The following is a 13903-nucleotide window of genomic DNA, read 5'->3' as shown; positions in this document are numbered from 1 at the left end:
AGGTTGTGCTCGATGATGATCACCGTGTTCCCCGACTCCGCGAACATCTGGAGAACCGAGAGCAGCTTCCGGATGTCGTCGAAGTGGAGTCCGGTCGTCGGCTCGTCGAGGAGGTAGACGGTCCTCCCCGTCGCCCGCTTGGAAAGCTCCTTCGCCAGCTTCACCCGTTGCGCCTCTCCCCCCGACAGCGTCGTGGCGGGCTGGCCGAGCCGGATGTACCCCAGCCCCACCCGGGAGAGGGTGGCAAGCTTCTGCCGGATCGCCGGGATGCTCTCGAAGAAGGAAAGGGCCTGGTCGACCGTCATGTCGAGCACGTCCGCGATCGTCTTCCCCTTGTAGGCGATCTCGAGGGTCTCGCGGTTGTACCGCTTCCCCCGGCAGACCTCGCACGTCACGTAGACGTCCGGCATGAAGTGCATCTCGATCTTGATGATCCCGTCCCCCTCGCACGCCTCGCACCGGCCGCCCTTGACGTTGAACGAGTACCGGCCGGGCCGGTACCCCCGCGCCTTGCTCTCCGGGAGCATCGCGAAGAGGTCGCGGATCGGGGTGAAGGCGCCCGAGTAGGTCGCCGGGTTCGACCGGGGGGTCCGGCCGATCGGCGACTGGTCGATGTGGATCACCTTGTCGACGAGGGCAAGGCCCGTAAGCGTTCCGTACGATCCGGGCCTCTCCCGGGAGCCGTAGATCTTCTGGGCGAGCGCCCGGTGGAGGGTGTCCAGCACCAGCGTCGACTTCCCCGAGCCCGAGACGCCGGTGACGCAGGTGATGACCCCTAAGGGGAAGGTGACGTCGATGTTCTTCAGGTTGTTCGCCGTGCACCCGTGAAGCGTCAGGAAATTCCCGTTCGGGCGCCGCCGGGTCGCGGGGACGGGGATCTCCCGCTTCCCCGACAGGTAGAGCGCGGTCAGGGAGGCCTCGCTCGTAAGGATCTCCCCGGGCGTTCCCGCCGTGACGACGTATCCGCCGTGCTCCCCCGCGCCGGGGCCCATGTCGATCACGAAATCGGCCTGGCGGATCGTCTCCTCGTCGTGCTCGACCACGAGGACCGTGTTCCCCATGTCGCGCAGCTGCTTCAGGGTGTCGAGCAGCCGCCGGTTGTCCCGCTGGTGCAGGCCGATGGACGGCTCGTCGAGGATGTAGAGGACTCCCATCAGCTGCGAGCCGATCTGGGTGGCCAGCCGGATCCTTTGTCCCTCCCCGCCCGACAGGGAGGAGGAGGCGCGGTCGAGGGAGAGGTAGTCAAGCCCCACGTTCGCGAGGAAGGCAAGGCGCGACCGGATCTCCTTTACGATCCGTGCCGCGATCTGCTCCTCCCGCTCCGGGAGGGACAGGCCTTCGAAGAACGCGAGGGAATCTCCGATGGAGAGGCGGGTGACCGCGTCCACCCCTTTGCCCCCCACCGTGACGCACAGCGCCTCTTTCTTGAGCCTCGCCCCCCCGCACGCCCGGCACGGCCGGTTGTTCATGTACCGGGCGAGCTCCTCCCGCACCCCTTCCGAGTCCGTCTCCCGGTACCGCCGCTCCAGGTTCGCGATCACCCCCTCGAACGGCTTGGCGAAGGAGAATCGGCGCGTTCCGTCCTCCAGGAAGAAGCGGATCGTCTCCCCCCCCGACCCGTTGAGCAGGACCTCCCGGGCCCGGGCCGGGAGCTTCCCGAACGGTTCCGTCAGGGAGAACCCGTAGTGGGCCGACAGCGCCTCGAGCATCTGGTAGTAGAAGACCGTCGTCCGCTTGCTCCAGGGGGCGATTCCCCCCTCCCGGATGCTTTTCGTCCTGTCGGGGACGATCAGGTCGGGGTCGAAGTAGATCGTCGTCCCCAGACCGTCGCACTCCGGGCAGGCCCCGTGGGGGCTGTTGAAGGAGAAGAGGCGGGGGGTCACCTCGGGGTAGCTCACGTTGCAGTCGGGGCAGGCGAACTTCTCGCTGTAGATGACGCCGCCCCCCTTCCCGTCGACGATGCGCACCAGCCCGTCGGCCAGGGACAGGGAGAGCGCCACGGAGTCGGACAGCCTCCCGCGCGAGCCCTCCGAAACGCGGATCCGGTCGACCACCACCTCGATGTCGTGCTTCCTCTTCTTGTCGAGGACGATCTCCTCGTCCAGGGTTTTCGCTTCGCCGTCGACGATGACGCGGGAGAATCCGTCCCGGGCAAGCTTGGCGAGCTCCTTCCGGTACTCCCCCTTCCGTCCCCGGACGATCGGAGCCAGGATCTGCGCCTTCTCCCCCTCGCCCAACCCCATCACCGCGTCGACGATCTGGGAGACGGTCTGCGGGCGGATCTCCCGCCCGCAGGAGGGACAGTGGACGACCCCGACGGAGGCGTACAGGAGGCGCAGGTAGTCGTAGATCTCGGTGACGGTGCCCACCGTCGATCGAGGGTTCTTGCTGACCGACTTCTGCTCGATGGAGATGGCGGGGGAGAGCCCCTCGATCGAGTCGACGTCGGGCTTCTCCATCTGCTCGAGGAACTGGCGCGCGTAGGCGGAGAGGGATTCGACGTACCGGCGCTGCCCCTCCGCGTAGATCGTGTCGAAGGCGAGCGACGACTTCCCCGACCCCGAGACCCCGGTGATCACGACGAGCCGGTCCCGGGGGATCTCCACGTCGATGTTTTTCAGGTTGTGCTCGCGCGCGCCGCGCACGAGGATCCGGTCGAGCGCCATGAGGGCTACCTTCGGGCCGCGGCCATGCCCGCGGCCATGCGGATCGCGGCGAGAAGACTGTTCGGGCTGGCGGTCCCCTTCCCGGCGATGTCGTACGCGGTGCCGTGATCGACCGAGGTGCGGATGACGGGAAGCCCCATCGTCACGTTGACCCCGTCCTCGAAGTGGACGAGTTTCAAGGGGATGAGGCCGTGGTCGTGCGTCATCGCCACCACGACATCGAACTCCCCCCGGTAGGCCCGGTAAAAGAGGGTGTCGGGGGGGTAGGGGCCCGACGCGTCGATCCCCTCCGTTCGGCAGGCGGCAACGGCCGGCGCCACCATCGTCTTCTCCTCGTCTCCGAACAGGCCCCCCTCGCCCGCGTGGGGGTTGACCCCCGCCACCGCGATCCGGGGAGCGTCCGTTCCCATGTATTTCCGGAAGAAGTCGTGCGTGATCCGGATGGTACGTACGATGACCGGGAGGGAAAGAAGTTCCAGGGCCTTCCGCAATGACACATGGATGGTGACCAGCGCGACGCGGAGGCGCTCCCCGGCGAGCATCATCACCACGTCCGCGCCGCCGCACAGGTCGGCCAGGAACTCGGTGTGCCCCGGAAAGGGGACGCCCGCCGCGCGCAACCCCTCCTTCGTGATCGGACAGGTGACCATGGCGTCGACGCGTCCGGCCAGGGCGTCCCGGGCCGCCTCCCGGATGTAGTCCGCCATCGCTCGGGACCCGGCTTCCGAAATCCGGCCGAACGGCACCTCGCCAAGGTTCAAGGCGGAGAGCGGCCGCACGACGATCCGGCCCGGGCCGGCTTCGCCGCCTTCGGCCACCTCGATCGTTTCCCCCAGAACGGCCGCCGCCCGCCCGAGGATTCCGGCATCCCCGTACACCACGGGGCGACAGGCGGAAACGACCTCCGGGAACCGGTGCGCAAGCACCACGATCTCCGGGCCGACCCCTGCCGGGTCCCCCATCGTGACGGCGATTCTCGGCCGTTCAGCCCTACGCTTCATAGAACGATCGAAGGGAACGTTCGGTGTACCAATCCGGGACGCCGGGCGATGCGGGGGGTTCCCGGCGTCCAGGGGGCCGTTGCCGAAGAGGCCGAGCACCGAGAGGGTCGATGCGCCGCATCCGGCAAGGCGCCCGACCGAGGCGTATCCGCAGCGGTACGGTGAGGGACGGCAACGACGCCGGGGCGGATGCAGCGGCCCTCGAATGCCGGGATCTGAGGGAATGGTCCCCTGGATGCCGGTGGCCTGTGGAGCGAGGCATCGATTGCGTCGAGCGGAACCGGCAGCGAGCGGGCGCAGGTCGCGAGCGTAGCGGAGGGGAAGCCCCCCGCGAGCAGGCGGCCCCGATTGCTTGACGGAACCGGGGAGCGGGATGCGAGCTTGGGACCCCGAGCGGCAAAGCCGCAACCGGCCGCCCCCGCGACGGGGTGCATCGTCGCGGCGCCGAACAGTTCTTCGTAACCTCCCTGTTCTTGGTATGATTCAAGGTGCTTCCCCTACTTCCCCAGGCTCCGCAGGATCCTTTCGATCTGCGAGTGGTGCTGCCTCTCGTGCTCCACGATGATCCGGCGGGGCCACTCGTAGAGATTCATGCCCCCGAAGAAAGGATGGGGAAACTCCACGCTGCCGGGGTCCACGCCGGAAAGCATCTCCAGGGAGGTCCGCGTCGCCTCCCGGGCCTGCCCGGCGAGCCGAAGGATCTCCTCCTTCCCGTGGGACCCCTTCGGATGCGCCACTTCGGGCGCCTCCGTCATCCGTTCGGCCGGCCGGCCGGTCTCGCGCACGCCTAGCCTCGAGTCGTCGGCCGGATAGGGGGGGAGCTTCCCCGCGTTCTCTTTCAGCATCTTCCGGATGAGCTTGCTGGTCCCCGTCTCGGCGAGGACCAGGTGCTCGAGGATCTCGGCGATCGACCACTCCCCCTCGTTCCGGCGGACGAATTCCGAATCGGAGAGGCCGGAGACCATCGCGAGGGTCACCCTCCGGTTCTCCTCCATCCCGTCCCAGAGTTCCTGTAGTTTTCCCGGAAGCACCCTTTTTTCCCTCCCCGACGTTTTCTCCCCGGAATCCGGGGGGCAATCCGGCCCCCCCGGCGGGATCGCCTTTCAGAGGTGGATTTCGATCGTGGCGGCTTTCTTGAGCTCGACCAGGATGTCGGTGTACGCCCTCTCGCTGCGCTGGTCCAACCGTTCCTCCGTCAGCGAAGCCTTCACCGCGGAAAATTCGGGGAGGACCCCCCCGCGCCGCTCGAGAACACGGATCAGATGGGCCCCCTCGTCGGTGAAGATCGGGAGGGATGTCCCCCCCGTCCGGAGCCGGTGGATCTCTTTGGCGATTTCCGGGAGGAGGTCCTCCGTCTTCACGAAGTCGGAGGAAACCACCGAGACCCCGGGGACCGAGGAGGACAGCAAGCGGGACGCCTCCGCGAACGTCATCCCGGACCGGACGTAATCGGACGCCTGCTGCGCGGCGATCCGGATGCGGACCTTCTCTTCCGTTGCCGCCTCCCCGGCAGGAAACGGGAGGAAAAGCGCCTCGAGCCGCACCTCGGCGCCGACTAAAAACCTCTCCGCATTCTCCGTGAAATACGCCTTCGTCTCCTCTTCCGTGACGGTGACCTCCTTGAACTTCTTCGACCGCACGATCGAACCGCGCTCGATCTGCCACCGGATCCGCCTCCGGTACCCCGAAGGGGTTATTCCTTCCCGGGCGAGCGTCGCCCGGAAGTCGGCCTCCGACATGTTGTTCGTCTTCATGACCGACGCCACGGCGCCGTCGACATCCTTTTCGGTTACGGCATTGCCGATTTTTTTGAGTTCCTGGTGGACCAGCACCGACTCGATCAGCGACTCGAGGCCCCGGAGGACTCGCTCCCGGTCCCTCTCCTCCCGGAGGTAGATGTCCGCGTCCCCCTCCGGGATCCCCATGCCTTCCGCGACGGACTCCCGGAACTCCGAGAAGGTGATCGGCTCGTCGTTCACCACCGCGACAACACCATCGACGAGCCGGGCGGAGGCCGTCGACGCGAGCGCGGCGAGAAACAGCGAGAAGGCGGTTGCCCGAAGGATCCGGCGGGCGCTCACTTCCGTCCCTCCGAAAACCCTGCGAGGATCTTCTCCTCGACCCGGACGTCCGCCTTGCCGACCTCCGCCTCGAGCCATTTCCGGAACGCTTCTTCCCGGTGTCCGGAAAGGAGCTCCTTGCGGACCTCCGGCGCCTTCTCCGCGTAGGAAAACGCCCCGGGGGGCGACTTCCGGACGATGAAGAAGAGGCTTACCGTCTTGTCCCGCCGGATCACGCGGCTCACGCCGCCCGCCGGCAGGCCGAAGAGTTCCGCGGCGACCTCCTCCGGCAGCTCCTGGCGGGTGAGAAGCCCCAGATCGACATCCAGCGGCGCGGTCTCCCCCGTGGAAAACCGCTTCCCCACATCGTCCGGGGAGGCCCCCTGCACCATCATCTCCCGCGCCTGCGCGGCCTTCTCCGGCGAATCGAAGAGGAGCTGCCTGACCTGGATCCGCTCCGGCCGCGTCGCCATTCCGAACGTCTCCCGGTACACCCTCTGCACCTCTTCCTCCGTCACCCCGGCGAGCGGCCCCGCGATCGCCTCGACGGACTTCCGGTACAGGATGGACCGCCGAAGACCCTCCCGCCATTCCTCCGCATCGATCCCTTCCTGGAGAAGCGCCTTTTCCAGCCCTCCGGGGGGAAAGTCGGCCCGGTACCGCCGAACCTCCTCCTCGACCTCGGCCCCGCTCACCGTGACCCCGGTCCGCTCCCCTTCCTGCAGGACCACGGCGCGCTCGACCAGTTGCCGCAGTGCGCGGGAGACCTCCGACCGGGTCCCGCTCGGGGACGCCGCGGAAGGGGCCACCCCGCGGATCCTCGCGATCTCGATCTTGAACTCCTTCAGGTTGATCGGGGCGCCGTTGACCGTCGCGACGACGACATCGGAGTCGGCGGGGGGAGCCGGGCTTTTCGCGCAGGAAACGAAGCAGGCCGCCACCACCCAGGCGGCTGCCAGCCGGCGGATCGCGCGAACCCGGTCGGGCATCTCTGGGGTCAGCGTCCCCCCTTGGGCGGGGTTGCCCCGCCCGACGGGACATCGTTCCCCGCCGGGGGAACGGGGGCCGGCCCTTCCGCCGGAAGGGGTACCGTCAAGCGTATCTTTGCCTGTTTCTTGAGCCCGTTCACGAGTTTTTCGAAGGCCTCCCGCTGCGCCCCCTCGCGCAGTTCGGCGGCGATCTTCCCTTTGACTTCCTCAAACGGCGGCAGGCCGGCAGGCCGCTTCTCGAGCACCTGGATCACGTGATATCCGTACAACGTCTTGACCGGCCCCGCGATCGAATTCTTCGGGGCCCCGAACGCGGCGTTCTCGAAATCCTTGTCGAAGGATCCCCGTTCGATCAGCCCCAGATCCGCCGTCGTCCCGCCAACCGCTTCGGCGGCACGCATCAACTGTTCGAACGGCTCTCCGTTTTCCGCTCTTTGGGCGATTTCCTCCGCCTTTTTTTCCTCCTTGAACAGGATGTGGCGCACCCGGACCCGCTCCCCCGTTTCGAGGTTCGCCTTGTTCTCCTCGTAATATTTCCGGAGCTCCTCATCGGAGAGGGCCGGCGCGTTCTCCGCGACCTCCCGGAGAAGCGCTTCCAGAAGGATCGACCTCCGGGCCTGCTCGAGCCGGCCGCGCACGTCGACCCGCCGGTCGACGCCGCGGCGAAGCGCCTCCCGCATGAGAAGATCGCGGGTGATCAGGCTGTCCAGAAACTGCATCCTCCCGGACTGCGTCTCCACGATCGGGCGGATGTACGGCGGGAGGTTCTCCGCCTCCTTCCGGAACATCGACTCGGTGATCCGGTCGCCTTCCACCACCGCCAGAACGACGTCCGGCTCCTTCTTCCCCGCGCTCCCGCAGGCGAAAAAGGACGGGGCCGTCACGGTCACGAGAACGAGAACCCCCATGAGCTTGCGCATCCGCCGACTCTCCTTCCGGCAAGATCGAACGGGTTTTTCTCCGTGAAAGATTATATGCTACCGCCCGGGGATAACCGGTACAACAGGTTTTTGGCCGCCGCGAGCACCTCCGGGGGGGATTCGCCGGGCAGCCGCATCGACAGCATCTCCCCGCGCGCGAAGGAGAACGCCCCCTTTTCCTTCGTCACCAGCCGCACGAGGAAGGATCGGTCGATCGCGGACCGCTCGGAGAGCGCGAGAAAGAGCGCTCCGTTCCCCCGCTTCATCTCCCTCACGCCCGCCTCCCGCATCCGTGCCCGCAGGCGCGTCAGCTCGCACAGCGCTTCCGCGGGGGCGGGGAGGCGTCCGAAGCGGTCCAGAAGCTCCAGTTCCAGGTCGTCGGTCTCCGGGACCGTCCGCGAGGCGGCCAGCTTCCGGTAGAAGTCCAGCCTCGTCCCCGCTTCCGGGATGTAGTCGTCCGGCAGGAACGCCGGGATCCGGAGGTCGAGTTCGGGCACTTCGTCCTCGCGCGCCTCCCGCCCGGAGATCTCCGCCACCGCCTCGGACAACAGCTGCGTGTACAGCTCGTACCCGACCTGGTGGATGTGCCCGGACTGGTCCTTCCCGAGGAGGTTTCCGCCGCCGCGGATCTCCAGGTCGTGCGAGGCGATCCGGAACCCCGAGCCGAGCTCCGTGAGCTCGGCGATCACCCCGAGACGCTGTGTCGCCTCCTTCGTCATCGTCACGTCCCGGGGCAGGAGAAAGTAGGCGTAGGCGCGGTGGCGGTCGCGCCCTACCCGCCCCCGGAGCTGGTAGAGCTGGGCGAGCCCGAACCGGTGCGCCTGGTTGACGAGGATCGTGTTCGCGTTGGCGATGTCCAGCCCCGCCTCGATGATGGCGGTGCACAGGAGGAGGTCGACGCGCCTTCCGGCGAAGTCGTCCATGGCGCGCGCCAGCTGCTCCTCGTCCATCTGCCCGTGGGCCACCGCGATCCGGACGTGGGGGAGGATCTCCCGGAGGGAGCGCTCTATGGGCGGCAGGGTCTCCACCCGGTTGTGGACGAAGAACACCTGGCCCCCGCGGCGGATCTCCCGGTCCACCGCCTCGCGGATGACCTCCTCGGAAAACGGGAGGACGAACGTCCGGATCGAGAGCCGGTCCTCGGGGGGGGTCGCGATCACGCTGATGTCGCGGATGCCGGACAGCGCCATGTGGAGCGTCCGGGGGATGGGGGTCGCCGTGAGGGTCAGAACGTCCACCGTGGCGCGCATCGCTTTGAGCTTCTCCTTGTGGGCGACGCCGAACCGCTGCTCCTCGTCGATGACGACAAGCCCCAGGTTCCGGAAGGAGATGTCCTTCTGCAGCAGCCGGTGGGTGCCGATCACGATGTCCACCTTCCCGTCGGCCAGATCCTTCCCCACCTTCGCCTGCTCCTTCCGGGTCTGGAACCGCGAGAGGCTCTCCACGCGGACCGGATACCCGGCCAGCCGTTCCCGGAAGGTCCGGGAGTGCTGCTCCGCGAGCACGGTCGTGGGGACGAGGACCGCCGCCTGCCATCCGTCTTGCACCGCCTTGAACGCCGCCCGGACCGCCACCTCCGTCTTCCCGTACCCGACGTCCCCGCAGACGAGGCGGTCCATCGGCTTCTCCGCCGTCAGGTCCGCCAGCACCTCCTCGATCACCCGCTGCTGGTCGGGCGTCTCCTCGTGGGTGAATCCCGCCTCGAACTCCCGGTAGGCGGCGTCGGGCAGGGTGATCGGGGGCCGCAGGGCGACCTGCCTCCTCGCGTACAGGTCCACCAGCTCCTGCGCCATCGAGAGAAGGGAGTCCCGGACTTTCCGCTTGGCCCGCTGCCATGCGGTCCCGCCGAGGCGCGCTAGCGTAGGGCGGGCCTCCTCGGAGGCGACGTACCGTTGCACCCGCGACATCTTCTCGACGGGGACGAAGAGCCGGTCCCCGGCGGCATACTCCAGCACGAGAAAATCGCCCTCGACTCCCGCCGCGACGCGCCGGAGGAGCCCGCGGTATACCCCGATCCCGTGGTCGACGTGGACCGCGAGGTCGTTCACCCGCAGCTCCCGCAGCGAGAATTCGGCTAGGGGGGCGGGGGTCTCCCTGCGTCGCTTCCGGGCGCGGGTCTTCTCCCCGAACACTTCCGCCTCGGTCACCACCGCCACTCCCAGCTCCGGAAGGCGGAACCCCCTCGCCACGTCGGACCGGCAGAGGGCCACCCCCTTGCCGCCCAGCACGAAATCCCGGAACGACTCCGCGCGGGCAAAGGGAAGGGGGTACGGCGACAGAAGCTCCTCCATGCGGTCGGCCTGCGAGGGGGAGAGCGACGTGATGGCGAAGCGGGCTCCCCTCTTCCACCATTCCTTCGCCTCGGTCACCAGCGGGAGGAGCAGCCCTTCGGACGCGGAGGATACGGTGCGGCGGCGGATGTCCTCGTTCCCTTCCGCGTCCATCCCGCCCCGGAAGGAAACCTCCCGGCCGAAGGGAGCGACCTCGAGGGAGTCGAAGCAAAGGAGGGGGAACCGCGCAAGAGTCCGGGCCTGTTCTTCCGGCGGCACGAACAGCTCGCCGGGACCGGGAAGGCCCTCTTCCTCTCCCGCGAGGAAAAAGTTCTCCTCCGCCTCGGCGAAGGCGTTCCTCGTCGCGGCCAGACACGCGGGGGAATCTTCCACGACGACCACGGCTCTTTCGTCGAGGTAGTCGAACACGGAAGCCGCGCGCCCGTAAAGCCGCGGGAGAAACGCATCGACCCCGTGGTACCGGATCCCCTGCCGGAGAAACTCGGAGGCGGCCCCGGGAGCGGCGGCCGCCGCCGCGCGCAGGAACTCCCCGCGGGTGATCACCTGGGTGCAGGGAAGGACGGTTACTTCCTCCCCGTCTTCGCCGGTCCGCTGGGTCTCCGGGTCGAACCAGCGGATCGACTCGATCCGGTCGCCGTCCAGCGAAATACGGGCAGGACGGGGGTGCGCGGGGCTGTACACGTCCACGATCCCCCCGCGAAGGGAAAAGTCCCCCGGGTCGGACGTGGCGGGCAGCCTCGCATAGCCCAGCTCGGCGAGGCGCCGGGAGAGATCGTCCCGGTCGATCTCCTCCCCGACGGCGAGCCGGAAGACGGCCGCGGCGAACACGTCCGGCGGAAGCGTCTTCTCGTGCGCGGCCGTAACCGGGCAAACGACCACGGGGGGCAACCCGCGACCCGCATCCTCCCGGGCGCGGGACAGGCGGTGGAGGGCCCGCATCCGGTCGTGGACGGCCGGCGGATAGGGGGAAAGCTTTTCGTACGGGGCGACCTCCACGGAAGGGAAGAAAGCCGCCCCCATCGGCCCGCAATAGGCGGAAAGCTCCCGGAACATCTCCTCCGCGTCGGCGTCCGACGGGGAAAGGACCAGAATCGGCCGCCCCAGCCTTCGGGAGAGCGTCGCGATCAGGAACGAGCGCGCCCCGGGGGGGACGTCCATCCCCTGGACGCAGGGGGATCCCGGTTCCTTCGCGAAGGCGCGAACGATGTGCTCGAACGACAGGGTCGGGTGGGAACGGAACATCTTTCCGAATCCCTCAGGAGACGTCGCGCGGAACGCGGAGCATCGCCTCCAGGGCGGAGAGCGCCTTCCGCCGGATGTCCGGGGGGACCGTCACGACGGGGGAGAGGCTGGCGAGGGAGTCGCGGACGTCCTCGAGCGTCGTAAGCTTCATGTTCGGGCAGATGAGCGCGCGGGAGGCGAGGAAAAACGTCTTGCCGGGGTTCTCCTTCCGGAGCCGGTACAGGATCCCCATCTCCGTGCCGACGAGGAACTCCTTCTCCCCGGACCGGCGGCAGTAGGTGGACATCCCCGAGGTGGACAGCACCGCGTCGGCCATCTCCACCACCTCCGGCGGGCACTCCGGGTGCACCACAAGCACGGCGCCGGGGTGGGCCTTCCTCGCCCGGACGGTCGCCTCGATGGTGAGCCGCTCGTGCGTGGGGCAGTAGCCGTCCCACCAGGTGAGCCGCCTGCCGGAGATCTTCGCCACGTAATGGGCGAGGTTGCGGTCCGGCACCATGTAGATCTCCCGGTCTTCGGGGATGGAGCGGACCACGTTGACCGCGTTCCCGGAGGTGCAGCAGATGTCGGAGAGGGCCTTGACCTCCGCGGACGAATTGACGTACGTGATCACCACCGCCTCGGGATGGGCGGCCCGGTAGGCGCGCAGGTCGTCGGCCGTGATCATGTCGGCCATCGGGCAGCCGGCTTCCCTCCGGGGCAGAAGCACCGTCTTGTCCGGCGAGAGGATGGCGGCGCTCTCCGCCATGAAGTGCACGCCGCAGAAGACGATCACGTCCGCCTCGCACCGCGACGCCTCCTGGCTCAAGCCCAGGGAGTCCCCCGTGATGTCGGCGATCTCCTGGATCTCGTCCCGCTGGTAGTTGTGCGCCAGCATCACGGCGTTGCGCTCGCGAAGGAGATCCCGGATTTCCTTTTTCAGGGTGGCCTGTCCTCTCACGCGCTAATCCTTCTCCGGGCGAAGGGCCCTCGAGAGGAGCTCGGTGACCGCGCCCCGGACGTCCTTCCCCTCATGCAGGATGAGATGCACCTGCTCCGATATCGGCATCGCAACCTCCGTGCGCCGGGAAAGGGCGACTGCGGCCTTCGCGGTCATCACCCCTTCCGCGACCATGCTCATCCCCCCGAGGATGTCGTCGATCCTCTCCCCCCTGCCGACCCGCATCCCCACGGTCCGGTTCCGCGAGAGGTCCCCCGTGCAGGTGAGAACGAGGTCGCCCAGACCGGAGAGGCCGTAGAACGTCTGCGGGTCCGCGCCGAGCCGGATCCCCACGCGGGAGATCTCGGCCAGGCCGCGGGTGATCAGGAGGGCCCGCGCGTTGTGGCCGAAACCGAGCCCGTCGGCCATCCCCGCGGCGATCGCCATCACGTTTTTCAGCGCCCCGCCGATCTCGATGCCGACGACATCCGTGCCGGCGTAGACGCGGAACCGCTTCCCCGAAAAGGCGGCCTGGAGGGCCGACGCCACCGCCGGGTCCTCCGACGCCACGGTCGCCCCGGAGGGCCTCCCGCCGGCGACTTCCCGTGCGAACGTGGGACCGGACAGGACGGCAAGGCGCGCCCGGGATGCGGGCAGGACCTGCCCCAGGACCTCCGTCATCCGGAGAAGCGTCCCGTTCTCCAACCCCTTCGCCAGGGAGGCGACCGTCGCCCCACGGACAAGGTGCGGACCGCATCTTCCGGCGACATCCCGCAGGTGCGGGGAGGGAACCGCCAGGGCGACGATCGTCCGCCCGGCAAGCGCCTCCCCCAGGTCCGTCGTCGGGTGGACGCCCTCCGGCACCTTCACCCCGGGGAGGAATGCCCGGTTCTCCCTCCCCTCACGGATCGCGGCGCAGACTTCCGGCTCGCGCACCCAGAGGGAGACCTCCCCGTGCCGTTCCGCAAGCATCGCGGCGAACGCGGTTCCCCACGACCCGCCTCCGATCACCGCGATCCGCTCTCCGCCTTCCGCTGTCATCCGCCTTGCCTCTCCCGCTTCGCCCGCGGGGGAACCGTCATTTCGCGCTCAGCCGCTTTCTGAGCCGCTCCACTTTCTCCGCCACGTAGTCGGGGTCCTCCCAGTCCTCCCGCATCGCCTCGTACACCGCGAGCGCTCCCTCGAGGTTCCCCTCCCCTTCCATCGCCTGCGCCATCCCCCACCGCGCCCGCGCGGCTTCCCTCCGGTCCGAAACCAGAGAGAGGATCTTCCGGAACTCCCGGTCCGCCTCCGCGTACTTCGCCTGCGCGAGGAGGGCGTAGGCGTTCATCCACCTCCCCTCCCTCGCGCGCGGGGAGTCCGGGAACTTCTCGATCAGCTCGGACAGAACGCTGGCCTGCCTCGCCGGGTCGGGCCGCCCCCCGTAGGCCTTTGCGAGGAGGAGCATCACGCCGTCCATCCCCGGGAAGCCGGGATACTGTCTCCGGACAAGCTCGAGGTCCTCCACCGCGGAGGCGTAGTCGAAGAACTGCAGCCGGCGGATCTCCGCGCGCCGCATCACCGCGCTCGGGGCCTCCGAGGAGCCGGGGTAGTTGAACACGAGCGAGCTGTACGCCTCCACGGCGGCCTCGAAATTCCGGTAGTACGACCCGAAGAGGTCCCCTTGCCGCAGGAGCGCGGTGGGCGCGTACCGGGACTGGGGAAAATCGATCGGGATCGACCGGTAGCCGGTCAGGGCGGCCTCCATCTTCTGTTCGAGGAACGCCTTCTCCGCCCGCTCGAACCGGTCCCGCGCGGGGTCCGAGCAGGCCGGCA

Annotated in this window: 10 protein-coding genes; all 10 read right to left on the bottom strand. The window is 68.4% G+C overall.

What is annotated here, in order from left to right; all coding sequences use genetic code 11:
* Positions 1-2666 (bottom strand): excinuclease ABC subunit UvrA (gene uvrA, locus VJ307_01230; GenBank protein HJX72749.1); only part of this gene is annotated, 2666 nt, incomplete at its 3' end.
* 5 nt (positions 2667-2671) lie between these two features.
* A complete protein-coding gene (gene pdxA / locus VJ307_01225) occupies positions 2672-3667 on the bottom strand; it encodes a 4-hydroxythreonine-4-phosphate dehydrogenase PdxA (GenBank protein ID HJX72748.1) in 996 nt (331 codons plus the stop codon).
* A 497-nt stretch (positions 3668-4164) separates the two neighbouring features.
* Entirely contained in the window at positions 4165-4698 is a 534-nt protein-coding gene (locus VJ307_01220) for a DinB family protein (GenBank protein ID HJX72747.1), read from the bottom strand.
* Positions 4699-4770: 72 nt separating this feature from the next.
* Complete coding sequence (locus VJ307_01215; protein ID HJX72746.1) at positions 4771-5748, bottom strand: peptidyl-prolyl cis-trans isomerase; 978 nt, start codon at positions 5746-5748, stop codon at positions 4771-4773.
* Complete coding sequence (locus VJ307_01210; protein ID HJX72745.1) at positions 5745-6716, bottom strand: peptidyl-prolyl cis-trans isomerase; 972 nt, start codon at positions 6714-6716, stop codon at positions 5745-5747. Before VJ307_01210 ends, VJ307_01215 begins: the two co-directional genes overlap by 4 nt.
* An 8-nt stretch (positions 6717-6724) precedes the next feature.
* Complete coding sequence (locus tag VJ307_01205; protein HJX72744.1) at positions 6725-7636, bottom strand: peptidyl-prolyl cis-trans isomerase; 912 nt, start codon at positions 7634-7636, stop codon at positions 6725-6727.
* A 50-nt stretch (positions 7637-7686) separates the two neighbouring features.
* Complete coding sequence (gene mfd / locus VJ307_01200) at positions 7687-11169, bottom strand: transcription-repair coupling factor (GenBank protein ID HJX72743.1); 3483 nt, start codon at positions 11167-11169, stop codon at positions 7687-7689.
* A gap of 13 nt (positions 11170-11182) precedes the next feature.
* Entirely contained in the window at positions 11183-12109 is a 927-nt protein-coding gene (gene nadA, locus VJ307_01195; GenBank protein ID HJX72742.1) for a quinolinate synthase NadA, read from the bottom strand.
* 3 nt (positions 12110-12112) lie between these two features.
* Positions 12113-13129, bottom strand: a complete 1017-nt coding sequence (locus tag VJ307_01190) for an NAD(P)H-dependent glycerol-3-phosphate dehydrogenase (protein ID HJX72741.1) — start codon at positions 13127-13129, stop codon at positions 12113-12115.
* A 37-nt stretch (positions 13130-13166) separates the two neighbouring features.
* On the bottom strand, positions 13167-13903 hold a 737-nt coding region (locus VJ307_01185; protein ID HJX72740.1), incomplete at its 5' end, for a tetratricopeptide repeat protein.

This window comes from Candidatus Deferrimicrobiaceae bacterium (genome assembly GCA_035256765.1).
Lineage (GTDB): Bacteria > Desulfobacterota > Deferrimicrobia > Deferrimicrobiales > Deferrimicrobiaceae > CSP1-8.
Note: the sequence above shows the minus strand (reverse complement) of the source record. Positions and strands in the feature narration are given on the sequence as shown.

Bases quoted from the DNA above. Each gene is read 5' to 3' on its own strand.
- VJ307_01210 (HJX72745.1), bottom strand. From the start codon at position 6,716: ATGCCCGACCGGGTTCGCGCGATCCGCCGGCTGGCAGCCGCCTGGGTG.
- mfd (HJX72743.1), bottom strand. From the start codon at position 11,169: ATGTTCCGTTCCCACCCGACCCTGTCGTTCGAGCACATCGTTCGCGCC.
- VJ307_01205 (HJX72744.1), bottom strand. From the start codon at position 7,636: ATGCGCAAGCTCATGGGGGTTCTCGTTCTCGTGACCGTGACGGCCCCG.
- pdxA (HJX72748.1), bottom strand. From the start codon at position 3,667: ATGAAGCGTAGGGCTGAACGGCCGAGAATCGCCGTCACGATGGGGGAC.
- VJ307_01190 (HJX72741.1), bottom strand. From the start codon at position 13,129: ATGACAGCGGAAGGCGGAGAGCGGATCGCGGTGATCGGAGGCGGGTCG.